23 protein-coding genes and 1 pseudogene are annotated in these 21047 nt (G+C 61.5%); 8 read left to right on the top strand and 16 right to left on the bottom strand.

All coding sequences use genetic code 11. The annotated features are described in order from the left end of the window. Positions 1-926: 926 nt before the first annotated feature. Positions 927-1163 carry a helix-turn-helix domain-containing protein gene (locus NKJ78_RS17360; RefSeq protein WP_023694075.1) on the bottom strand — a complete coding sequence of 79 codons (237 nt, stop codon included), beginning with the start codon at positions 1161-1163 and terminating at the stop codon, positions 927-929. 142 nt (positions 1164-1305) lie between these two features. Here NKJ78_RS17360 and NKJ78_RS17355 point away from each other — a divergent pair, with 142 nt between their 5' ends. Then, positions 1306-1818, top strand: coding sequence for a helix-turn-helix domain-containing protein (locus NKJ78_RS17355; RefSeq protein ID WP_352458984.1), 513 nt, complete (start codon positions 1306-1308; stop codon positions 1816-1818). Between the two features lie 16 nt (positions 1819-1834). On the opposite strand, the gene NKJ78_RS17350 is transcribed toward NKJ78_RS17355, so the two are convergent. The 4 genes from NKJ78_RS17350 to NKJ78_RS17335 all read right to left on the bottom strand — a co-directional run bounded on the left by NKJ78_RS17350 (position 1835) and on the right by NKJ78_RS17335 (position 5483). Beyond that, a complete protein-coding gene (locus NKJ78_RS17350) occupies positions 1835-3088 on the bottom strand; it encodes a CapA family protein (protein ID WP_352458985.1) in 1254 nt (417 codons plus the stop codon). Between the two features lie 72 nt (positions 3089-3160). Then, entirely contained in the window at positions 3161-4009 is an 849-nt protein-coding gene (locus NKJ78_RS17345; protein ID WP_352458986.1) for a transporter substrate-binding domain-containing protein, read from the bottom strand. Between the two features lie 51 nt (positions 4010-4060). Continuing rightward, the gene (locus tag NKJ78_RS17340) at positions 4061-4810 is read right to left on the bottom strand and encodes an ABC transporter permease (protein WP_352458987.1); all 750 of its coding nucleotides are present in this window, start codon (positions 4808-4810) and stop codon (positions 4061-4063) included. Between the two features lie 13 nt (positions 4811-4823). After that, complete coding sequence (locus NKJ78_RS17335; RefSeq protein ID WP_352458988.1) at positions 4824-5483, bottom strand: ABC transporter permease; 660 nt, start codon at positions 5481-5483, stop codon at positions 4824-4826. A gap of 270 nt (positions 5484-5753) precedes the next feature. On the opposite strand from NKJ78_RS17335, the gene NKJ78_RS17330 reads away from it, so the two are divergent. Beyond that, positions 5754-6701, top strand: a complete 948-nt coding sequence (locus tag NKJ78_RS17330; RefSeq protein ID WP_352458989.1) for a LysR family transcriptional regulator — start codon at positions 5754-5756, stop codon at positions 6699-6701. A gap of 96 nt (positions 6702-6797) precedes the next feature. Here NKJ78_RS17330 and NKJ78_RS17325 read toward each other — a convergent pair whose 3' ends face one another. After that, positions 6798-7949, bottom strand: coding sequence for a site-specific integrase (locus NKJ78_RS17325; protein WP_352458990.1), 1152 nt, complete (start codon positions 7947-7949; stop codon positions 6798-6800). Positions 7950-8077: 128 nt separating this feature from the next. Here NKJ78_RS17325 and dusA point away from each other — a divergent pair, with 128 nt between their 5' ends. Next, entirely contained in the window at positions 8078-9070 is a 993-nt protein-coding gene (gene dusA / locus NKJ78_RS17320) for a tRNA dihydrouridine(20/20a) synthase DusA (protein WP_352458991.1), read from the top strand. Positions 9071-9075: 5 nt separating this feature from the next. On the opposite strand, the gene NKJ78_RS17315 is transcribed toward dusA, so the two are convergent. Beyond that, entirely contained in the window at positions 9076-9780 is a 705-nt protein-coding gene (locus tag NKJ78_RS17315) for a TIGR02281 family clan AA aspartic protease (RefSeq protein WP_023738817.1), read from the bottom strand. Positions 9781-9793: 13 nt separating this feature from the next. Further along, a complete protein-coding gene (locus NKJ78_RS17310; protein ID WP_023824914.1) occupies positions 9794-10027 on the bottom strand; it encodes a DUF1289 domain-containing protein in 234 nt (77 codons plus the stop codon). 187 nt (positions 10028-10214) lie between these two features. Here NKJ78_RS17310 and NKJ78_RS17305 point away from each other — a divergent pair. Beyond that, a pseudogene (locus tag NKJ78_RS17305) lies at positions 10215-11213 on the top strand (nicotinate-nucleotide--dimethylbenzimidazole phosphoribosyltransferase). Between the two features lie 9 nt (positions 11214-11222). Here NKJ78_RS17305 and NKJ78_RS17300 read toward each other — a convergent pair. Further along, positions 11223-12746, bottom strand: coding sequence for a sensor histidine kinase (locus tag NKJ78_RS17300; protein WP_023706851.1), 1524 nt, complete (start codon positions 12744-12746; stop codon positions 11223-11225). Positions 12747-12821: 75 nt separating this feature from the next. Between NKJ78_RS17300 and NKJ78_RS17295 the strand changes: the two genes are divergently transcribed. The 4 genes from NKJ78_RS17295 (at position 12822) to NKJ78_RS17280 (ending at position 15348) form a co-directional block, all read left to right on the top strand. After that, positions 12822-13445, top strand: a complete 624-nt coding sequence (locus NKJ78_RS17295; protein ID WP_023688516.1) for a thermonuclease family protein — start codon at positions 12822-12824, stop codon at positions 13443-13445. 39 nt (positions 13446-13484) lie between these two features. After that, a complete protein-coding gene (locus tag NKJ78_RS17290) occupies positions 13485-14096 on the top strand; it encodes a glutathione S-transferase (RefSeq protein WP_023688515.1) in 612 nt (203 codons plus the stop codon). After that, positions 14096-14713 carry a uracil-DNA glycosylase family protein gene (locus tag NKJ78_RS17285; RefSeq protein ID WP_023688514.1) on the top strand — a complete coding sequence of 206 codons (618 nt, stop codon included), beginning with the start codon at positions 14096-14098 and terminating at the stop codon, positions 14711-14713. The genes NKJ78_RS17290 and NKJ78_RS17285 overlap by 1 nt, the downstream gene beginning before the upstream one ends. Positions 14714-14856: 143 nt before the next feature. Beyond that, positions 14857-15348 (top strand): Lrp/AsnC family transcriptional regulator, encoded by a 492-nt coding sequence (locus NKJ78_RS17280; RefSeq protein ID WP_023669013.1) that lies wholly within the window; start codon positions 14857-14859, stop codon positions 15346-15348. Positions 15349-15396: 48 nt separating this feature from the next. Here the strand turns inward: NKJ78_RS17280 and NKJ78_RS17275 are convergent, their stop codons facing one another. From NKJ78_RS17275 to NKJ78_RS17245, 7 genes are all read right to left on the bottom strand, one after another. Continuing rightward, positions 15397-15966 carry a DUF3299 domain-containing protein gene (locus NKJ78_RS17275; RefSeq protein ID WP_352458993.1) on the bottom strand — a complete coding sequence of 190 codons (570 nt, stop codon included), beginning with the start codon at positions 15964-15966 and terminating at the stop codon, positions 15397-15399. Positions 15967-16029: 63 nt separating this feature from the next. After that, the gene (locus NKJ78_RS17270; protein WP_352562512.1) at positions 16030-16596 is read right to left on the bottom strand and encodes a GNAT family N-acetyltransferase; all 567 of its coding nucleotides are present in this window, start codon (positions 16594-16596) and stop codon (positions 16030-16032) included. Next, on the bottom strand, positions 16556-17260 hold the full coding sequence (locus tag NKJ78_RS17265) for a DNA alkylation repair protein (protein WP_023710489.1): 705 nt from the start codon (positions 17258-17260) through the stop codon (positions 16556-16558). The genes NKJ78_RS17270 and NKJ78_RS17265 overlap by 41 nt, the downstream gene beginning before the upstream one ends. Before the next feature lie 7 nt (positions 17261-17267). Then, positions 17268-18137 (bottom strand): NAD(P)-dependent oxidoreductase, encoded by an 870-nt coding sequence (locus NKJ78_RS17260; protein ID WP_352458995.1) that lies wholly within the window; start codon positions 18135-18137, stop codon positions 17268-17270. Positions 18138-18240: 103 nt separating this feature from the next. Continuing rightward, complete coding sequence (locus tag NKJ78_RS17255) at positions 18241-19155, bottom strand: ABC transporter permease (protein ID WP_352458996.1); 915 nt, start codon at positions 19153-19155, stop codon at positions 18241-18243. Continuing rightward, positions 19152-19868 (bottom strand): ABC transporter permease, encoded by a 717-nt coding sequence (locus NKJ78_RS17250; protein ID WP_023669007.1) that lies wholly within the window; start codon positions 19866-19868, stop codon positions 19152-19154. Before NKJ78_RS17250 ends, NKJ78_RS17255 begins: the two co-directional genes overlap by 4 nt. Before the next feature lie 75 nt (positions 19869-19943). Beyond that, a complete protein-coding gene (locus NKJ78_RS17245; RefSeq protein WP_023688509.1) occupies positions 19944-20729 on the bottom strand; it encodes an ABC transporter substrate-binding protein in 786 nt (261 codons plus the stop codon). Positions 20730-21047 lie beyond the last annotated feature (318 nt).

Genomic DNA, 21047 nt, shown 5'->3' with positions numbered 1-21047 from the left:
TTCGAGGCCTATGCCCAGAACGCGGCCACCTGTCCATCGATCAGAAGATAGCGATCGGGCGCTGGCCGCTGCGCAACAAGGCGGCATTGCCGCGCGGCCATTTCGGGCCATGGGTGGAGAAGCAAGGGTGCCTTTTCACCAGCATGGCCGAGCAATGCATGCGGCTGGGTGCCAGGCGCCAGTACGCGAGAGGGCCAGGACAGCGGCCGGCGAAGCGACTGGACGACGAAATATCGCGACCTGGTTCGGTCATGACTCCCGTTTTCGGTAGTTTCACTCGTCGCAGGTGCCGTTTGGCCACCGCACCCGGTTCAACGGGTACTAGCTTAGCAAAATGGCCAGGCGAGTTATATTCTGCTCGCCAAGCGCACGCGAGATGATTTCTACCAGGCCGCAACCTATTTCAAAGCTAGACCAGCCTCCACCAATCGCCGGAACGCTTCCGATCTGGTGGGAAGATCTGGCTGAGTGCGACGCCATTCGTCTACGCGAGCAAGTAGGTCGGTCGAGAGCCGCAACTCGAAGCGTTCAGTTTTGTTGTCGACAGGATCAGGAACGTTTGACAATAGCGGTGTCCGTAATGTACGGTATGTACGTAATGTGGTTCACTCTTCGTGACCGAACGTCGTGCAACAACACGTCGTTCGGCCTAGCCACAACCCAAGCTGTGTGGAGTTCGGATCGTGGCTGATTCCGACAATACCATGACTTTGTCTCTCGTCACCCGCAGGAGAGCAATTGTGGGAACGACAAATGCAGCTGCGAGACTCAGCCTAAGCGCATTTGCTTACAGCGATCCGGGCGCGAGCCGATCAATTAGTCCTGCAGTAGCGCGCGGTGCGGATGTCGGCAGGCTCATGAACAGACTGGATGGGTGTGCCTTCAGCAGCAGGACCTGAACAGAAACCAGACCGCCAAACTCACTATCAAGCCCGAGGATTTAAGAGCCGGACACCTTCACCTCTCTGCCCTACAGACAAGAATTCGACCCCCGCTTTTGTCAGGGCCGCTTCAATGGCCTGCAAAGTGCTAATCCGGGAATCCACCTTGCCGTTTTCCAACCGGACCAGCGCGTTAAGCGAAACAATAGCCTTGTCAGCGAGTTCCTGCTGAGACCAACCCAGCAAAGCTCGTGCGGCTCGAATCTGTCGTGGACTGACCATGGGTCCACAATTGGCAGGCAGATTTTCTTTGCTACCGATAGGGTTCTTTTACACCCTATAAGGTATACGAAATGGCGATTCGGCTTTCAGATAACGTACCGACAGACTCTCTGTCGGCTGGCTAATGGAGCATCGAAAAGCCTTGTTGAAACCGCAGCGCTTCGTCCTCCTTCGGACAGGGCAGAAGCCAAAGATCGACAGTGATCCTCATCCCGCCGATCAGCATGTCGGCAGGCAGATTGCGACGGTTCGGGTCCAATCGGACGTATCGCAAGCCCAGCTTGCCCGATCGATAGGCATCAGTTTCCAGCAGCTCCAGAAATACGAGAACGCGCGGAATCGCGTGAGCGCGTCGATGCTCTACGAGATCGCCAGCTCGCTCGGCGTTCCTGTCGGCCGCTTCTTCGAAGGGCTGCCGGGAAACGATGAGGCCCGCGTCGAGGCGCGGCCCCTCCCGGTCGATGAGCGCCTGGATTTTATTGCCAGCGCGGAGGGTCGGCGCCTGATTGAAGGGCTAGTGAAACTTCCGCCCCGTGTGCGCGGTCGCGTCTCGTCCCTGATCTCAGCGTTAGGAGAAGAACTGGCCCTGCTAGACACGAAGGCGGAACGCGAGACACCCGGCGAGTCTGCGCCGGCCGAATGCAAGACCGTCTGACAGTCGGTCGGGCCTGTCAGCCAAATTTTCGGGTAGCGGGCAGGGCGATGCGGCCGCAAGCCGAGGACACTTCGATTTCGACGCCGAACGCCCGCGAGCGGGTCGCGAATCCCTCGAGGATGTCTTGCGCCGCGCTTCCCGTGACGGCGACGGGCACCAGCCTGTCCGTTGCTGATCCGGGAGACTGAGTTTCGGCCCCGATCATGACGGGGAGGAGATCTATTTCTGCGAGGTTTCCGCTCGCATCATAGCAGCACGCGGCGACGATGCTTTGCCAGACTTCCGGTGGGTCCCATTCGGTTTCGTCGGGGTGGACGTGGAACAGGAAGTTTCCGAGGCCGTAAAAGATTGGGGAGCCATTGTAGATTTCCACGGCCTGGAGCACCGGAGCGCCGTGGCTGACGAACAGGTTGGCGCCGGCGTCGATGCACATCCTGGCAAAGGTCTGCACCCAGCGCGGCACGTCCTGCCAGCCTGGTTCCCAATGATGGTGGTGCAGATAGGCAATGACGAAATCGCCTTGTGCCGCCGCGTGCCGGATGGCGGACAGATGGACACTCGCGCTCCGCTGATCGACTTCGATCAGACGGCCGAAATCGGCGGCCTGCGCGAATACGGTACCGTAGAAATTGATCTCCTTGCCGGCCGACACCTCTACCGGGTCCTCCGGTTGCGCATAGTTGGCCAGTTCAAAGGGGGAGCTTTGCAAATGCGCGCCGAGCCTTGCCAGTCTGCCGAAATGTCCGTCCGGCACCCCTATCTTGCGGACGGTGTTCAGACGATTGACGCCGGGCCGAGCCGGTCGGAAGGCCGTGCGGTCTTCGGCATACATGTTGGTGGGACCAGGGCCCGCATCCATCGCAAGAAGCGCGACCTTGGGCGCGCCCAGCTGGCGGCGGCCCGGTTTCCTCGCGTCCGTCTCGTTGGCCCCGATGCCGGCGTGCAGGAAACCGCGCGCTTCCACCTCCTCCAGCGTCGACAGGATGCCGCCAGCGCCGAGATCGAAGGCGTGGTTGTTTGCGAGCGCAAGCGCGTTGAAACCGATGGCCTGCAATGCGTCGAGCACTTCAGCCCTGGAATATCCGAAGTATTTGCCCTTGGTCGGCCACCCGCCGTGCTTGCCCAGGATCGTCGACTCGAAGTTGGTGAAGACGATGTCGCCTTGGCGCAGGAAGTTTGTAACCGCGATGAAGCGTTCGTCTTTGACTACGTCACGGATGTCGTGCTTGATCAGGCATTGGCCGGTAACGACCGCGCAGAAATCTTTCATGGTGCTCGCCTTAAAGGAGGGGACGCTGGCGTTCCGGCCAGCGCCACGTCAAATGTCGAAGTCGGTTGCCGCCTATTGGGAGACGGCGGGTGAGATATCGCTCTTGAACCATTTCAGGCTCAGCGCTTTGATCGTCCCATCCTTGGTGGCCGCGTCGATGGCCGCGTTGAACTTGGCGAGCAACTCGGTATCGTCCTTGCGCATGCCGGTGCCGACGCCCGGCCCCCAGAGCCCACCCTTCAGTTCAGGGCCGAAAAACACCACATCCGAGCCGGCAGGCGTCTCCAGAAAATCCCGCCAGGTGAAATAGTCGGCGAGACCTCCGTCGATGCGACCCGCCGCAAGATCGAGCTTCATGTTGTCCTGGCTGTCATAACTGCGGATGGTCACGACATCGCCCAGCATTTCCTTCACGACTGCTTCCGAATTCGACGAGCGCAGGGCTCCGATCGCCTTGCCGGCGAGTGTCGATCTGAGGCGTTCAATGATCGCCTTCTCCTTGTCGCCGATGGTCGAAAGGTTCACCTTTTCCTTGGTGTCGCCGGCGTCGAGACCCAGGTCCTTGCGCACCACGAACTGGTTGAAGCCGGTGGCGTACGGGATCGAGAACGCGATTGACTGCTTGCGTTTTTCCGTGATCGCCATGCCGGACATGATCACGTCGAACTTGCCGACAAGCAGTGCCGGGATGATCCCATCCCAATCCTGCGGGACGAAGGTACATTTGATCTCAATGCGACGGCACAACTCCTGTCCAACATCGATATCGTAGCCGTAGAGTTGACCGTTCGCGTCGGTGCCGTCCCAGGGCGGCGAGGCGCCTTCAGTGGCAATCGATATGACGCGCTCGCTTTCGGCGCCGGCGGGGAATGCCGACATCAGGGATGCGATAGAAACAGCAATAGCCAGGGGTATGCGCATGATGCACCTCTTCGTTGGTTTGGATGGAAAGGGAGCCCAGAACCTGCGGCGTCAGGGCAGGGGCGTCGTGATCTCGGGGTCAGCTAGAGCTGAGCGCACTCGCGCCTTTCGTCGACACACCGGATGGCCGTCGGTCGAAAGCCATCGCTCCAGCAACTGGATCGCTTTCACCGCGATCGAGGTGAGCGATAGATAGATCGCTCCGGCGACGATGAAGATTTCGTACGGCGCGAACGTGGTCGAAACCATCTGTCTCGCCATGCCGGTGATCTCAAGCAGCGTCACGGTGCTCGCCAGCGACGAGCCCTTGATCATCCCCACGACCTCGTTGCCGTAGGCCGGAAGCGATATCCTGAAAGCGATCGGGAAGATGACCAGGCGAGCGATCTGGAAGCGTTTCAAGCCGAGAGACGTGGCCGCCTCGGTGACACCCTTCGGCACGGACTGGAGACCGCGGCACAGGATCTCGGTGGTGTGCGCCGCGCTGTTCAGCGAAAATGTCAGAAGGGCGCACCAGAAAGGATCCCTCAGGATCACCCAGAAGACGCTGGTTCGCACCGCCTCGATCTGAGCGAGGCCGTAGTAGAGCAGGAAGAGCTGAACGAGCATCGGCGTCCCGCGGATCACATAGGTGTATGCGAGCACCGCGAGCGAGAGGCCAGGACGTCCAAACGCGCGAATGAAGGCCAGCGGCACGGACAGAAGAAATCCGGCCGTCAGCGACAAGACCGTCACGGTCAATGTGAGACCCACGCCCGAAGGCAGGACAACCATTGCGTCAAACATCAAGCCGAGGTTCATGGGTCGCTCCCTCCTACCGGCCGAGTGCCGGATAGCGCCGCTCAGCCAGCCGGATCGACAGCAGCGTGACGGTTGTCAGCGAGAGATAGAGAGCGGAGGCTGCAAGGTAGAAGGTCAACGGTGCGCGCAAGGATCCGGCCCCCACATACGCAACGCGCATGATGTCGGTCAGGCCGACGATCGAAACCAGCGCGGTATCCTTGAAGAGCGAAATCCAGAGATTGCCATAGGCCGGCAGCGCCAGCCGCAGCATCTGCGGTCCGATGACGAAGATCCAGCGCAGCCAGGCGTTCAGCCCAAGCGACTTTGCCGCTTCGGTTTGACCCGCTGGCACTGCCGCAATCGCGCCGCGAAACACTTCGGTTGCGTAGCCGCTAAAGACGACCGAGAGCGCGATAACGCCTGCGGTGAATGCGTTCACCTCCACGTACCGGCCGGCGATCTTGCTGGCGAGCGTCGTTCCGCCGAAGTAGATCAGCAGGATAATGAGAAGTTCTGGTACCCCACGGACAACCGTGGTGTAGGCTGTCACGACACCGTTGAGACGCGTTTGTCCCGTGCCCTTCGAAATGGCCAAAAACAATCCGAATGCCGTACCCACGCAGCCGCTGATAAGGGCCAGGCTTATGGTCACGGTGAGCGCGACAACAAACTGAGTAGTAAAACCACCCATGGGGCGCTTTCCTCGACTCGCAATTACCGAAGGTTACGCCGGCCTTTGTCACTCAGACCACGTCGTATAACCCAAGGTTGCGGAATGTTATATTTGTAATTTGGAGTTAATTTAGGGTACTTGCTAATTCTAGCGCTTGAAATTACACACTCAATCTATAATATTTATTATTTCATCTATAACCAACCGTTATATACTAAGGCGGTTCGTTGCTCCTAGGTTGGCGTGATCCGCTTCTCGGGGAGCGTTGTCAGGGAAAGGTGCGCGGGGATGGAGCTTCTGCAGAGCGACCTCAAGCTCCGTCAGTTGAAGGTCTTCCGGGAAGTGTTGCGGGCCGGTTCGACACGGCGAGCAGCGGTTGCGCTCGGGATAAGCCAGCCGGCCGTCAGTCAACATGTGAAGCAGCTCGAGACCACGCTCGGCATCACACTGTTCAAGCGATCAGCCAACCGCATCGTCCCCTTGCAGGAAGCCTGGGAACTCCTGCGAAACGTAGAACTTGCCCTGACGTCCCTGGATCGGCTGGAAGCGTCCATCTTCGCAATGAAGAACGAGGAAAAGCAACGGATCGCGATTGCCGCGCCTTCTGTTTTCGGTTTCGTGACCTTGCCCAAGGTTGTGGCGATCATCCACTCAAAGACCGCTTCGAATGTCCGGTCAATTTCGGGAAGCTACGAGCAGATCGGTGAGCACATCCTGGCAGGTCGGGCGGATCTTGGAATCTCGAGACTGCCGCTGGACGCAAGTCTGTTTGAATGGGCGCCGCTCGGGTCGGCACGAAACGTATGCATCTTTCATCCCGACCACCGTTTTTCAAAACAGACCTGTGTCGAGGCGCAAGACCTGGCAGGCGAAACGATCGTCGATATCGATCCCCAGTTCGCCGCCCACCAAATGAACTTCAATGCCTTGCGCTTCGCTGGCGTTGAGCCGGACATACTGGTGGAATTCGATTGCAACGGTCACGAAGCCGGATACGTCTCAGCTGGCCTGGGCATTTCGATAACCAATGAGATCATCGCGCGTGAGTACGCAGCGTTTAACCTCGAAGCAAAACCGGTGGAACCGTCCGCGCTCTATCACTACGTCGCTATTTGGCAGAAGGGCCGGACTTTTTCCAGCGCATTGAATGTCTCGCTCGAGGCGATTATCGCTGCGTTTTCCACGGAGCCGCCTGCGGTTTCCTTAGGAAGCGCCAATTTATCGGCGGTCGGCTAGGCTGCCCTCGCAGTTCGGATCGTGTGCAGGGTTTCCGGCTGAGATGCGTATATCAACGCAACTTCTTCCAATCCTTGCGACCCGTGACAACATCGCTCAATCCATCCTGGATTCGTCGTTGTCCTCCCAGCAACGGCGGATGTCTGGCAAAGTGGTATTAGCCGATTGCCGCAACTCCGTATGTGGCGGTGTCTGTTGAAGCCTCGCCGCGATCACATGAAGTTGCTCCGGCCTCAAGTGGGTATAGCGGCGGAGCATCTTCCAATCCTTGTGCCCGGTGACCATGGCGACCTGCTCGATGCTGAAGCCAGCTTCAAACAGGCGGCTTGTGCCTTCGTGACGCAGGTCGTGGAAGTGCAGGTCCTCGACCTTAAGTTCATGACAGGCACGTCGGAAGGCGGTTCCGGCCGACTTCCCATTGTAGGGGAAGATGCGTCCCTTTCCCTCAGTGGAGAAACGCTGCTCTTCGAGGATCGCGCGGGCGTCGTAACCACTCACATCGAGGAGCGGGATACGCATGTGATTGCCCTTTTTGTGGCGTGGGTCCTTGCGATCTCGTATCAGCAGGGTGTTGTTGCGGTCGTTCAGGTCCTCCCACGTGGCGTTGCAGATTTCCCCGAGCCGCATGGCGGTGGCGATCGCAAAGCGGATGATCTTGTCGACGGGGATAATCTGGAAGTTGTTTTCTCTGAAGTACCTGATCAGGGCCTCTATCTCGCCAAGTGTCGGCCGCCGATCGCGTTCGTTGCCCTTGCCAACAAGACCCAAGCGGGCGAGGGCGACACGACCAAGTTCCACCGGGTCCGCTGAATAAGGCAGTCCATGCACAGCCGCGCCGTGCACCAGCAATGTCCGGATGTATCCGATGTCTATTCCAACGGTGACAGGTCCGGCGCCTTCCTCGGCTCGTTCCTTGCCGAACTTTATGACCTGTTCGCGACTGAGATCCGCGATGTTGATCCTTCCGAGCCTGGCTCGTAGCAGGTCCAGGCTGAATGCCTTCGAACGCCCGATCAACTTGCCAACTTCCGTCATATCGGCGATATGCAGGTCGATCAGGTCGGAGACCGTTTTGATCCCGTCCTTGTGCTTGGGAGCAGGCTTCTGACCCAGGTCGATTTCTCGCTCAATTCGGCGCGCCCACATCTCGGCGTCCTTGCGGAGCGAGAAGCTGGTGCTGAGGGAGTGGCCCTTGCAGCGAACCTGCACACGCCACTTGCCGGAAGCCAACTTGTTGATGGATGCCATGGGTGGTCTCTTTTTCGTGCACGCTGTGTGCACAGGGAGGGGTACAAAATGCGAAAACTGACGGATATCGTGTCGTACAAACGGCGAACGTGTGCACGTTTTAAGGCCCTGAAAATACGAGAAAAAGCGTGATAAATCAAGCCCATAGGATTTCCGTTGCGCCTATGATGGATTGGACAGACCGGCATTGCCGGTTCTTCCACCGCCAGTTGACGCAGCGTGCGCTGCTCTACACCGAAATGGTGGTGGCGGACGCTGTCATCCATGGTGCCCGCGAGCGGCTGCTTGGTTTTGACGAGACCGAACATCCGGTGGCACTGCAGCTCGGTGGCTCCGATGCGCAAAAGCTGGCCGAGGCGGCGCGCATCGGCGAGGCGTTCGGTTACGACGAAATCAATCTCAATGTCGGCTGTCCGTCCGACCGCGTCCAGTCCGGCACGTTCGGCGCCTGCCTGATGAAAGTGCCTGACCTCGTCGCCAATTGTGTGGCGGCGATGAAGGCGGCGGTGAAAATCCCGGTGACGGTTAAATGCCGCATCGGCGTCGACGAGCAGGATCCGGAGCCCGCGCTCGACGCGCTGGCCGACGGCGTCTTCGCGGCCGGCGCCGACGCGCTGTGGGTGCATGCGCGCAAGGCCTGGCTGGAGGGGCTGAGCCCGAAGGAAAATCGCGACATCCCGCCGCTCGACTATGACAGGGTCTATCGCCTCAAGGCGGGAAAATCGAACAAATTCATCGGCATCAATGGCGGCGTTCAATCGCTCGAAGAGGCGGCTCGCCACCTCGATCATGTCGATGGCGCCATGCTTGGCCGCGCCGCCTACCACACGCCAGGCATCCTGGCCGGCATCGACGCGGCATTCTACGGCGGCAAGGCCGGCACCTACGATTTTGCCGCGCTGATCGACGCGGAGGCCGACTATGCGGCGCGGCATATCGAGCAGGGCGGGCGGCTCGGCCACGTCACTCGCCACATGGTCGGGCTGTTCCACGGCCTGCCCGGCGCGCGCCGCTTCCGGCAGATACTGTCCACCGACGCGACGAAACCCGGCGCCGGACCGGATGTGCTGAAGGCAGCGTTCGCTGCCGTCGATTTCGACCGTGTTGAAAAGGCCGCTTAAGCAGTTCAGTCGCGCAGAATCATCCGGTCGCCGCGCACGTCGAAACCCGACAGGGAACCGATGAAGTTCATGCCGAGCAGGCTCTGGCTGAGCGCGCCGGGCGCGGCGACCATCACCTGCATGTTCTTGCGCACGATGCCGCCGATCGCCAGTTCGTCGGTGCGCACCGAAGCGGCGCGTGCCATGCCATTGGCGGTCGAGACCGGGACGGTGAAGCTCAGCGCTGCCGGATTGAAGCCGGCCGCCTGCGCGTCTTCGGCGGTGAGCACTGTACTGGTCGCGCCGGTATCGACGACGGTGCGGATCGGCGCGCCGTTGATCGTGATGCGGGCCTCGAAATGGCCGCTGTCGGCCTTGTCCAGGGTCACGGTGGCATGGCCGTCCTCGACGCCGAGCGCCAGCGGGCTGCCGGGAACGAGGCCCGCCGTCACCCGGCTGGCGAAATCCTGCAACTCGTAGCGGTACTGGTAGCCGGCGACGAGCGCCAGCACGATCAGGGCCCACGTGCCGAGATTGCGGGCCATGACGCCGAGCGGCCTGCCGGACCGGACAAGGCCGGCGCTGACCAGCAAGCCGATCGCCCCCAGCCAGACCAGACGGCTGAAATCGTAATTCTCGATGCCGAACGTGCTGCCGGCGTCGTTGTTGATCATAAGCAGCACCAGCCCGAGGCCGATTGCCGCCATCACCATCCAGAACAGTCGGTTCATTGGACCTGCCGTTTCAAGAGAGGACGTCGCGCTCGCGCGCCATGCGGCTGCGGCGTGTTTCCCGGCGCGGCCGGCGCTCGACCGTTTCCAATCGGGCCGGCAACTCGGCCATGACGCTGCGGCGTACCTCCGGCGTCATCCCCATCCAGGCGCCGATTTCATCGCGCGTGCGGCCACAGCCGAAGCAGAAGCCGGTTTTCATGTCGATCGAACAGACCAGGATGCACGGGGATTCGATGGCCGTCATGACTTTCTCTTGAAGGTTCCGTCCGGAATCCCTCGTTCCATCTCCACATGGTGCAACGGCAAAGCCAATGCAAGCCCTTCGGAATGCGGCGCGGGCAACCGCTTTCGCGCCAATGTCGAGGGGAGTTGTGCCGGCCGGGCAAGGCGGTTATGCCGCTGATCAACCACAGGGGATGATCAGGACCGACATGACCAGCGCGCTGCCCTTCGACGACTTTCGCAATCTGCTGGCGAGCCTGCCGCCTGCCGATACAGTCGCGTAAAACTGGGGGCGCACCCTTTTTTCCAAGGCCGACAAGCCGAAAGCCTCGCTTGGACGTATCGAGGACATCGCCGCCTGGCTTGCTGTCTGGAGCGGGCGCGCCCCGCCGGCGGTGAACCGGCCCCTGGTGGCGATCTTCGCCGGTAACCATGGCGTGACCCGCCACGGCATCTCGCCGCGCCCTGTCGCTGCGACCGCAAACGCCGTTGAGCTGTGCGCCGCCGGCGGTGCGGCAATCAACCAGATTTGCGTCGCCAACAATCTTGGCCTCAAGGTGTTCGATCTGGCGCTGCACATTGCGACCGCCGACATCACCGAGGACGCCGCCCTCGACGAACGCGGCTGCGCCGCCACCATGGCCTTCGGCATGGAAGCCATTGCCGGTGGCTCCGATCTGATTTGCCTCGGCGATCTCGGCGTCGGCAACTCCACCGTTGCGGCGGCCTTGTGCGCCGTCCTGTTCGGTGGCAGCGGCGCCGACTGGGTCGGCCCCGCCTCGGGCGCGGACGCGGCCATGCAGGCGCGCAAGGCTGATGTAGTCGATAAAGCCGTCGCCTTCCATGGTGCGGCTCTGAAGGACCCGTTGGAAGCACTGCGCCGGGTCGGTGGCCGCGAATTTGCGGCCATTGCCGGCGCCATCCTCGCCGCCCGGATGCAAAAAATCCCGGTGCTGCTCGACGGCTTCGCCGCGACCGCTGCCGCTGCCGTGCTGCATGCCGCCAACCCGGGTGCGCTCGACCATTGCCTGCTGGCCAGCCAGTCGCCCGAACCCGGCCAAAGGCTTGCCGCCGAGCGGCTCGGCCTCAGGCCGCTGTTCGATCTCGGCATCAGCCACGGCGAAGGGGTAGGGGCCGCCCTTGCCGCCGGTCTGGTCAAGGCGGCGGCGCTTACCAGTTCGGGCATGGCGGCGGCGGTCAAAGCCTAGAACAAGCTGTCAACGTCGGCGGGCCGCCGCCACGGTCTTGGTTGGCAGCGCCGGCAGTTCCTCCATCACTCGGGCGAGCGGGAAAATGGCGATTGCCTCGGTGCCTTCGCGCAATTTCGACTGAAGTTCGAATTCGCCGCCATGCATGGCGAGCAGGCCCTGCACGATCGGCAGTCCGAGCCCGGTGCCCTGTTCGGCGCTCTTGATGGCGATCGAGCCCTGGCCGAAGGCGGACAGCACGATCGGGATTTCGTCTTCCGGTATGCCCGGCCCGTTATCCTTGACCGAAATGTACTGGCCGCCGCCCGCCGTCCAGCCGACGCGCACGCGAACTTCGCCGCCGGTGGCGGTGAATTTGATGGCGTTGGACAGGAGGTTGAGCGTTATCTGCCGCACCGCGCGCTCGTCGGCGAACAGCCGCGGCAGGGCACTTTCGAAATCCTGGACGATGCGGATGTCCTTGTTGCGCGCCTTCAATTCCATCATGTGGCAGCAATCTTCGGCGATGTTGAGCAGCATCACCGGCTCTTCGTTGAGCTGATAGCGGCCGGCCTCGATGCGCGACAGATCAAGGATTTCGTTGATCAGGTCGAGCAGATGCTGGCCGGAATCGTGCACGTCGCGGGCGTAGTCGCGATAGGTCGGGTTGCTCATCGGCCCGAGCACCTCATTGGCCATCACCTCGGAAAAACCGAGAATGGCGTTGAGGGGCGTCCTGAGCTCATGGCTCATAGAAGCAAGGAAGCGCGACTTCGCCAGATTGGCGTCTTCGGCCCGCCGACGAGCTTCGTCCGACATCGATTTCGCGGTCTCCACCTCGGCGAGCAGCGCATCCTTTTCGGAGCGGAAGGACAGAAGTATCAGCGACGAGCGGTTGAGATGGCGCGCGATATAGGCAAAGAACGGCAATGCCGCGACCAGCAGGGCGACCATGATCGTCCCGACCGGCACCCAAAATTTCGTTTCAGCATAGGCATAGACCGCCACCGGAACGACGAAGGTGGCAAGCAGCGAGCCGCGCAAGGACGACGCCATGATAGCGGTCGTCGCCATGGCCAGCAGCAGCACCACCGCCTTGGCCACCTGGAACTGGTCGATCTGGCAGGTAGCGCAGCCGAGCCAGGCGAACCACGCCCAGCCGAGGCCGCACAGCGAGTGGCCGATCAGAAAATCCCTGCGGGTGCGAACAGGGTTGAGCTCGGCAGCTTCGGTGCGGCCGACGCGCCGCGCCATGAAGGCGACGATCGAATAGCAGATCAGGGTGAACAGCGCCCAGACGCTGATCTGTTTGTCCACACCGGCCAGCAGCCCGGCCGCCGCGACCGCCAACACCAGCAGTGGGATGACGGCTGCGCCGCCCACCATGGTCCCGGCGTGCAGCTTCAGCAGCTCGCGGTCGAAGTCGAGATTGCCGACCTGCTGCGAAAGACGGTCGCGCGTCTTGCGCACCGCGCGCGCCACATCGCTGTTGCGGTGCGGTTTCCGGCGGTCCACAATGAATTTATCCGCTGTGTTCGAGCGTAGCAGAGGCATGGAAACTTCGATTTATGCGCGCAGCGATCTCAATTCGTTAAGCTACGTTCGAATGATTAAGAGACTGTTTGCCATATGAGCCGTTCGTGGTCGCCAAGGCCGCGCCGGCGATACTATCCGCCGCCGCCGCGAAGCCTGTGGCGCAAGCTGCTGGATTACGCGCTGACGGTCATTCTGCTCGGCCTGCTGATCCTGCTCGCCGCACGCCTCGACCGTTTCGAGACGCGCAAGGCGCAAGGGGCGGCGATCGTCAACGATGGCGATTCACTCACCCTTGGCACCGAACGTATCCGCATGCGCGGCATCGACGCTCCGGAATACCAGCAGATCTGCCGTAGGCATGGCGCAGACTACGCTTGCGGCAGGCTGGCACGCCAGGCGCTGGTGCGGCTGATATCAGGCAATCCGGTGACCTGCAGCGGCTGGCAGCGCGACCGCTACGGCCGCCTGCTCGGCGATTGCAAGGCCGGTGGAAAGGATCTCAACCGGGCCCAGGTTGAGGCCGGCTGGGCAATTGCCTATGGCGATTTCGACACCGAGCAGGCCATTGCCCGCGCCGGCAAGGTTGGCATCTGGGCCGGCACGTTCGATCGGCCGCAAGACTGGCGCGAAAGCCACCACGGCGGCCCGCTCGAAAGAAAGCACGGCACCCTGGCTTCGGTCGGTGACGCCTTGCGAGAGATGTTTCGCTTCTGGTGACGAGCACTATAGTTGAAGGACCAGATCGGGAGGATAAGCATGAAACTGTTCGACGGCGGCCGCGCCCCCAATCCGCGGCGCGTGCGGGTTTTCCTCGCCGAAAAGGGCATCGCAGTGCCGCTGGTGCCGGTCGACATGGGTGCGATGGGGCACAAGCAGGAGCCGGTCAGGTCGCGCAACCCGCTGCAGCGGCTGCCCGTGCTCGAGCTCGACGGCGGTACCATCCTCACCGAATCCGTCGCCATCTGCCGCTATTTCGAGGAACTGCATCCCGAACCGGCGCTGTTCGGGCAAGGCGCGCTCGGCAAGGCCAAGGTCGAGATGTGGCAAAGGCGCATGGAGTTCAATCTGCTCAGCTGCGTCGCCCAGGCTTTTCGCCACATCCATCCGGCGATGAAGGAATGGGAAATTCCGCAGATCCCCGAATGGGGCGAGGCCAACAAGGCGAAAGCGGTCGAATTCCTGAAACTGCTCGACCCCGAACTGGCAAACCGCGAATTCGCCGCCGGTGACGCCTATTCGATCGCCGATATCACCGGCATGATCGCCATGGATTTCATGAAACCGGCGCGCATCAAAGTGCCGGACGAGTGCACAAACGTGCTGCGCTGGTACAGCGCCGTCTCCAGCCGTCCGAGCGCTTCCGCCTGATGGAGGCGGAACTCGAACGCTTGACGGCAAAGGTCCGCGCCTGCCGCATCTGCGTCGACACTCCGGTCGGCAGGCCACTGCCGCACGAGCCGCGCCCGGTGCTGCTGCCATCATCCAGCGCCCGCATCCTGCTCGCCGGCCAGGCGCCAGGCACAAAGGTGCATTCGTCCGGCATGCCGTTCACCGACCCGTCCGGCGACCGGCTGCGAAGCTGGCTGGGCGTAACCAGCGAGGAATTCTACGACACGGATAAATTCGCCATCGTGCCGATGGGGTTCTGCTTCCCCGGCCAGGACGCAAAGGGCGGCGACCTGCCGCCGCGCCGAGAATGCGCGCTGGCCTGGCGCGCGCCGCTGATGGCGCTGATGCCGCAGATCGACCTCGTTTTGACAATCGGCTCCTACGCGCAATCCTGGCATATGGGCGCCACGCGCCGGCCGTCGCTGACCGAAACCGTGAAGGACTGGCGCACCATCTGGGATGCGCCGGCCAGCCTGAAAGTGCTGCCGCTGCCACACCCGTCATGGCGCAACTCAGGATGGCTGAAGCAGAATCCATGGTTTGAAATGGATTTGCTGCCGTTTCTGAGATCGGAAATCCGCTATCGCATAGATTAGACTTTAAGCAAGATATCACTCGCTTTTGTGCCATCCGACAGAATTTCTTTCTTGTGAAAGGTCGAAATAAGAGGGAGTATAGCCAATCTATTCCCAAAGCGCGTCGCGCCCGAGGGAACGCGGCCTGCACCAGGAGCACCTTAATGGATCGCCTCGACAGAAAAATTCTCCGCCTCCTGCAGGAGGACGCGACGCTCGCGGTTGCCGATGTCGCCAAGAAAGTCGGCCTGTCGACGACGCCGTGCTGGCGCCGCATCCAGAAGCTGGAGGAAGAGGGAGTCATCAAGCGGCGGGTCGCCATCCTCGACCACGAAAAGGTCAATGTGCGCGTCACCGTCTTCGTGTCGATCCGCACCAATTCGCACAGCCATGAATGGCTGCGGCGTTTCTCGGAAGTCATCCAGGAATTTCCCGAAGTTGTCGAATTCTACCGCATGAGCGGCGACGTCGACTATCTCCTGCGCGTCGTGGTGCCCGACATCGCCGCCTATGACGCCTTCTACAAGCGGCTGATCGCCAAGATCGAGATCCGCGACGTATCGTCGTCCTTCGCCATGGAGCAGATCAAGTACACGACCGAAATGCCGCTCGACTACATGCTGCTGGACAAGGAATCCGGCGCCAACGCGGCCTGAGCGCGGTTGTCCGTGACTGGGCGGTGACGCTGCACAAGCAGGCGGCGCTTAGTTTTTCTTTTTGTTGAGGAAACTCCAGGGCGAGTTGACCGGCAGCGTGATCGTGTCCGGCACCGTGTCGACTGCCACCACATCGGCTTTGCGTACGGTGTAGCCGGACTGGATGATGCTGACGCCGTCGAGAATGAACAACTGGCTCTTCTCCAAGCCGGGCCGCAAGGCGCCGGTCACGGCAACCGACTCATAGGCGTGCGACATCTTGTAGGGACGGGCCGGCGTCACCAGCACGATCTGGTTGGGCGGCGGCGTCGGCATGTGGCTGCAAGCGCCTGTCCACGGCACCAGCAGGAACTGGTAGACGAGATCGCCATCACGGTCGACCGGCAATGCATAGCCGGCTAATTGTACCGTCTTGTCCTGCAGGTTGAGCGACAATGTCTCGCCACGATCGGGCAGTTTTGCCGCAATCATCGGCAGGCCGGCATCTTCGGCCACCGCCTGCGTCGCAGGACGCAGATCTTTCCAGAAGATGTGCGCGGTTTGGCCTGAGGCGTTGGTAGCGGTGAACACCAACAACGCGGCTGCAAGCGCCAAGGTCGATTTGAGAGGACTGCTCATCGGCCGCTTCCTTTGTGCAGGAGTAAAGACGCCGCGGCCGATCGCGTCAACGCTCGAGCCGCATCACATGTCTGCGAGAGCCGGCCATGCCGACCTCATGGAACCCGCGAGCGATGAACACGCCGCGAAACCCCATGAAACGGTAGCTCGGCGATGCCTCGTCGCCGGGTAGGCCTCGATCACGCCGGCGCCCTTGGCAAAGGCGTGATCTATGGCAGCGTCAAGCAGCGCTGCCGCCAGCCCGCCGCCGCGCAGCGCCCTTGGCACATAGAAGCAGACGATCGACCAGATGCCGGTCTCGTCATCGTCCTGTTGCGACGTCAGCTTCCGATAGGTCTGGCGCGGCGCGACCGAGCACCAGCCGACGGTCTTGCCGTCAATCTGGGCCAAGATTCCCACCGGCGTACCGGCCTCGACAAGCGCCATCATGGCCCGTTTCAACTCGGCGTGCTGGACATGCTCGCGGCGGCCGGGCAGGGGCCGCCAGGCCATGCACCAGCAATACTTCGGACCGCCTTGCGCTTCGAAGAGGCCTTCGAAATCGGCGCGCGTCTGCCGCGTCACCTCGGTGAACCGGACGTTGGCTAGGTCAGCCTTTTCTGGCGGCGATCCGCTCGACGATCTTGGCATTGGTGAGTTCCCGTACGGCGTCCTTGCCAATCCAGCGCGCCGTCTTGTCGGCCGACTGGGCCAGTCGTTCGGCCACGGCAAGGGCAGCGCCGTGCATCTCCAACGATCGCTTGCCGATCGAACGAAGCGCCCAGTTTGCCGCCTTCTTCACGAAATTGCGGCTGTCGGCGGCATGCGCTTCGATGATCGGCAGGAAGCCGAGGAAAGTCGCCACCGGCTCCTGCTTCCGGTGCACGACGGACCACGCCATCATGGCAAAGGCCGTGCGTCGAACGAACTCGCGCTCGTCCGCCGCGAACTCTTCAATCAGCTCCTTCCAGGCGTCCGTGTCGACGAAGAGATCGGAGACGCCGTCGACGATATCCCAGGAATCGAAGGACGCGGCCCATTGTCGTGCATCCGCGGCTGAGAAGCGCTTCGGGTCGGCCGTGACGGAAGCGATGAACTGCGCCTCCATGATGCCGGTCTGCCAAAGTTCGAAAGCTCGCTCGTGGTTGCGCTTGATCTTTTTGGCGATCTGCCGCTGCATGCCATGCGAGATGCCGAGCGCGCGCTCGGTCTTGATACCGTAGCGCAACATGCCGCGGCGATTGTCCTCCGAGCCGATCGAGCGCAAATGGGCGACGATCTCATCGGCGCTCGATTGGGGCGAAAGCTCGGCCATCTCCAGGCTACTTCTCCAGGCGCGCAAGCAAGGACGACGTATCCCAGCGCTTGCCGCCCATCGCTTGCACATCCTTGTAGAACTGGTCGACAAGGGCGGTCACCGGCAGTCGCGCGCCATTGCGGTCGGCTTCATCAAGGCAGATGCCGAGATCCTTGCGCATCCAGTCGACGGCAAAGCCGAAATCATATTTGCCGGCATTCATCGTCTTGTGTCGGTTCTCCATCTGCCAGGACCCGGCAGCGCCCTTGGAAATCACCTCGATGACCTTCTCGATGTCGAGCCCGGCCTTCTTGCCGAAGTGGATGCCTTCGGCCAGTCCCTGAACCAGCCCGGCAATGGTGATCTGATTGATCATCTTCGTGAGCTGGCCGGCGCCCGACGGACCCATCAGCCCGACCATGCGGGCAAAGGCGTCGATGACCGGCCTGGCCTTGTCGAAGGCAGCCTGCTCGCCGCCGACCATCACCGTCAGCACGCCGTTTTCAGCGCCCGCCTGGCCGCCGGAGACCGGGGCATCGAGAAAGGAAAAGCCGGCTTTTTCAGCGGCGTCAGCCAGTTCGCGCGCGACTTCGGCCGAAGCGGTGGTGTTGTCGATGAAGACGGAGCCTTTTTTCATCGCGGCGAAGGCGCCATCGGCCCCGGTCGTCACCGAGCGCAGATCGTCGTCATTGCCGACGCAGGAGAAGACGAAATCCTGGCCCTCTGCGGCGCCCGCCGGCGTCGCGGCAGACTTGCCGCCATGCTGGGCCACCCATTGTTCCGCCTTCGCCGCGGTGCGGTTGTAGACGGTGACGTCGTGGCCGCCTTTGTTCCTGAGGTGCCCGGCCATGGGATAGCCCATCACGCCAAGACCGAGAAATGCCACAGATGCCATGGGTTTGCCCTTCAGACGGAACGGAATTGTCTTGGATAGCTCTAGGCTCTACGCGCCATTCGTCAAGACGCGCATGAGCCGATCGACTGGTACAGCCGAACGCTCAGCGGATCAGATGAATGGTGATCCGCCGCTCGATCCATTCGACGCCGTGGCGCAGGATCTCGACCATCACCAGATAGACGATGGCGACCCAGACATAGGCCTGGAAGTCGAAGGACTTGGCGTAGGCCAGCTTCGCGTTGCCCATCAAATCATAGACGGTGATGATGGCAACGATCGCAGAGGCCTTGATCATCAGGACGAGTTCGTTGCCATAGGGCCGGAGCGCGACGATAAACGCCTGCGGCAGGATGACCTTGCGCAGCGTCTGCAATTTGTGCAGGCCGAGCGAAGCAGCGCCCTCCCATTGACCCCTCGGAACACTCTCTATGGCGCCGCGCAGGATTTCGGCCTGGTAGGCGGCGGTGTTGAGCGCGAAGGCGAACACGCCGCAGTTGAAGGCGTCCTTAAAAAAATCCCAAAGCGTGAATCTTTCGATCGCTAGTCCCGATGGGATGCTCACGTAAGGCAGAATTTGGAACCAATCGCTGACGACCGGTAGGTAAAGTCCAAAAGCGCTAAGTTCCGGTCTGAACGAGCCCAGGCCGTAATAGACGAGATAAACCTGGACCAGCAGCGGCGTGCCGCGGAAGAAGTAGACGTAGCAATAGGCCAGGACGGACAGATAGCGGTTCTTCGACATGCGGGCATAGGTGACGGGCAGCGAAAAAAGCGCGCCGAGCACCATAGAGATGGCCACCAGCGCAAGCGTGGTTCCCAAGCCCTGCAGATAGGCCGGCGCGTATCTGGCGAAGAATTCGCCATTCCAAGCGTAAACCAGATAGACGGCGATGCCGATGCCGAACAGGATCCAGAAGCCGACCAGCGCGTAGCCGACGATACGGGCCCGCGGCCAGCCTCGCGCCCGTGGTGGTGGCTTCTCGATGTCGACGGCGGCGCGCGTCACGACGCTCATCGTGCCTCCCTCCTCCCGAGCGAACGCAGGATGAAGCCGGTGGCGATCGACGACAGGATGGCAAGGATAAGGAACACCATCGCCGCGACGCTGTAGAACAGGAAGGAATGTTTGGTGACACGGGCCGCCACGCCGGCGTTGCGCAGGGTTTCAGCCAGGTTGACGACCGACACCAGGGCCGTGTCCTTGAGCAGGCTCAGCCAGCAATTCTCAAGGCCGGGGAAGGCGATGCGCAGCAGCTGCGGCAGGATCACCTTGCGCATCGTCTGCCATTTCGACAGACCGATCGCATAGCCGCCCTCATACTGGCCCTTCGGAATGGCGCGAAAGGCCGACAGGAAGACTTCGCTGGAATAGGACGAAAAGATCAGCGACAGCACGATCATGCCGGCGAGGAAGCTGTCGACATCGACCGTCGCTTCCGGCCTGAACAGACGGATGACATACTGCAAGAGGATCGGCATGCCGAAGAAGAACAGGAAAAGCGTCACCAGTTCCGGCAGGCCGCGAAACACCGTGGTGTAGATGTTGGCGGCCACGCGAAGCGACGGCTCTTCGGATTGTTTTGCCCAGGCGACGAAAAAGCCGATCGTCAGGCCGATCGGCAGTGTCGCCAGCGCAAGCGCAATGGTGACCAGTGCGCCATAGGCAATATCGTCAATCCAGCCATCGGGTCCCCAAGTGAGAAGTATCCATATGTTCTGGCTTGGCATTGACGGGTCTTGTCTCCACTTCTGTCAGGCCAAGGCGGCAGCAGGAAACTTCCCCTGCCGCCTTGTTTCAGACGATCAGGACTCGGCGCCGAAGACGTCGAACTTGAAGTACTTGTCATTGATTTCCTTGTACTTTCCGTTGGCGCGGATTGCGTCGATGGCGCTGTTCAACTTGTTGACCAGATCCGTCTCGCCCTTGCGCACGGCGATGCCGGCGCCCGGTCCAAAGATATCGACCGGCTGCGGCGAAGGCTGGCCGAGAATCTTGCAGCAGGCGCCATCAGGCGAATCCAGGAACTGTTGCAACACGACGATATCGTCCTCGATCGCGTCGAGACGGCCATTGGCGAGATCGGCCTGCTCTTCGGGGCTGCTCGGATAGCCCTTGACCGTGCTGTCCGTATAGGTTTTCGAGGCATAATTGAAATGCGTCGTGGTGGTTGCGACGCCGATGGTCTTGCCGGCCAGGTCTTCCTTGGTCACGCCCTTGAGGGTCGAATCCTTGGGTACCGCGATCGCCGACGGCGTGTTGTAGTATTTGTGGGTGAAGTCGACCTTCTCGGCGCGCTCCGGTGTGATCGACATCGAGGCGACGATGGCGTCGAACTTGCCGGCCTGCAGGGCCGGAATGATGCCGTCCCAATCCTGGGCGACGAAGGTGCACTTGACCTTCATCTCGTCGCAGAGCGCCTTGGCGATGTCGATGTCGAAGCCCACGAGCTGGCCGTCCGAGGTCAGGTTGTTGAATGGGGGGTAGGCGCCTTCGGTGCCGATTCTCAGGGTCGTTTCCTGAGCCTGGGCGACGCCGAGCGTCAGCAGCGCAGCCGATGCGGCGAGCGCGATACGCAGTGCAATACGCATGATAGTCCTCTCTTTATGGCTCCCGGCCGTCGTTCCGGAACGGCTCTGTGGGGCGGTGCTTTTGACCGCCCGCTGGCGCGATACTCCCACTGTTTTCGGGAGAAAAGCAACTGTAAAACCGTTGCTTGCGGGATTTGCGGATCCAGCCAATGCTGACGCCGGGTTAATGCATGTCGCCCGAAGTGTGCAGCGGTTTTGGGACAACGACATGCATAAATAAAACAACCTGAAGCGCGTCGCATGAGGGCGTTCAGGCGCGACGCGCTTAGACAATGCAACGGCTGAAGAGGGCGGCTGAACCGGGCCAGGGCAGGGGCC

Source organism: Mesorhizobium sp. M0037 (assembly GCF_040323635.1).
Lineage (GTDB): Bacteria > Pseudomonadota > Alphaproteobacteria > Rhizobiales > Rhizobiaceae > Mesorhizobium.
Note: the sequence above shows the minus strand (reverse complement) of the source record. Positions and strands in the feature narration are given on the sequence as shown.

Coding starts and splice junctions, on each gene's coding strand:
- NKJ78_RS17335 (WP_352458988.1), bottom strand. CDS start 5,483: ATGGGTGGTTTTACTACTCAGTTTGTTGTCGCGCTCACCGTGACCATA.
- NKJ78_RS17280 (WP_023669013.1), top strand. CDS start 14,857: ATGGATCGCCTCGACAGAAAAATTCTCCGCCTCCTGCAGGAGGACGCG.
- NKJ78_RS17290 (WP_023688515.1), top strand. CDS start 13,485: ATGAAACTGTTCGACGGCGGCCGCGCCCCCAATCCGCGGCGCGTGCGG.
- NKJ78_RS17265 (WP_023710489.1), bottom strand. CDS start 17,260: ATGGCCGAGCTTTCGCCCCAATCGAGCGCCGATGAGATCGTCGCCCAT.
- NKJ78_RS17350 (WP_352458985.1), bottom strand. CDS start 3,088: ATGAAAGATTTCTGCGCGGTCGTTACCGGCCAATGCCTGATCAAGCAC.
- NKJ78_RS17275 (WP_352458993.1), bottom strand. CDS start 15,966: ATGAGCAGTCCTCTCAAATCGACCTTGGCGCTTGCAGCCGCGTTGTTG.
- NKJ78_RS17315 (WP_023738817.1), bottom strand. CDS start 9,780: ATGAACCGACTGTTCTGGATGGTGATGGCGGCAATCGGCCTCGGGCTG.
- NKJ78_RS17300 (WP_023706851.1), bottom strand. CDS start 12,746: ATGCCTCTGCTACGCTCGAACACAGCGGATAAATTCATTGTGGACCGC.
- NKJ78_RS17345 (WP_352458986.1), bottom strand. CDS start 4,009: ATGCGCATACCCCTGGCTATTGCTGTTTCTATCGCATCCCTGATGTCG.
- NKJ78_RS17260 (WP_352458995.1), bottom strand. CDS start 18,137: ATGGCATCTGTGGCATTTCTCGGTCTTGGCGTGATGGGCTATCCCATG.
- NKJ78_RS17295 (WP_023688516.1), top strand. CDS start 12,822: ATGAGCCGTTCGTGGTCGCCAAGGCCGCGCCGGCGATACTATCCGCCG.
- NKJ78_RS17340 (WP_352458987.1), bottom strand. CDS start 4,810: ATGAACCTCGGCTTGATGTTTGACGCAATGGTTGTCCTGCCTTCGGGC.
- NKJ78_RS17285 (WP_023688514.1), top strand. CDS start 14,096: ATGGAGGCGGAACTCGAACGCTTGACGGCAAAGGTCCGCGCCTGCCGC.
- NKJ78_RS17245 (WP_023688509.1), bottom strand. CDS start 20,729: ATGCGTATTGCACTGCGTATCGCGCTCGCCGCATCGGCTGCGCTGCTG.
- NKJ78_RS17310 (WP_023824914.1), bottom strand. CDS start 10,027: ATGACGGCCATCGAATCCCCGTGCATCCTGGTCTGTTCGATCGACATG.
- NKJ78_RS17270 (WP_352562512.1), bottom strand. CDS start 16,596: ATGCCAAGATCGTCGAGCGGATCGCCGCCAGAAAAGGCTGACCTAGCC.
- NKJ78_RS17250 (WP_023669007.1), bottom strand. CDS start 19,868: ATGCCAAGCCAGAACATATGGATACTTCTCACTTGGGGACCCGATGGC.
- NKJ78_RS17330 (WP_352458989.1), top strand. CDS start 5,754: ATGGAGCTTCTGCAGAGCGACCTCAAGCTCCGTCAGTTGAAGGTCTTC.
- NKJ78_RS17255 (WP_352458996.1), bottom strand. CDS start 19,155: ATGAGCGTCGTGACGCGCGCCGCCGTCGACATCGAGAAGCCACCACCA.
- NKJ78_RS17360 (WP_023694075.1), bottom strand. CDS start 1,163: ATGGTCAGTCCACGACAGATTCGAGCCGCACGAGCTTTGCTGGGTTGG.
- NKJ78_RS17325 (WP_352458990.1), bottom strand. CDS start 7,949: ATGGCATCCATCAACAAGTTGGCTTCCGGCAAGTGGCGTGTGCAGGTT.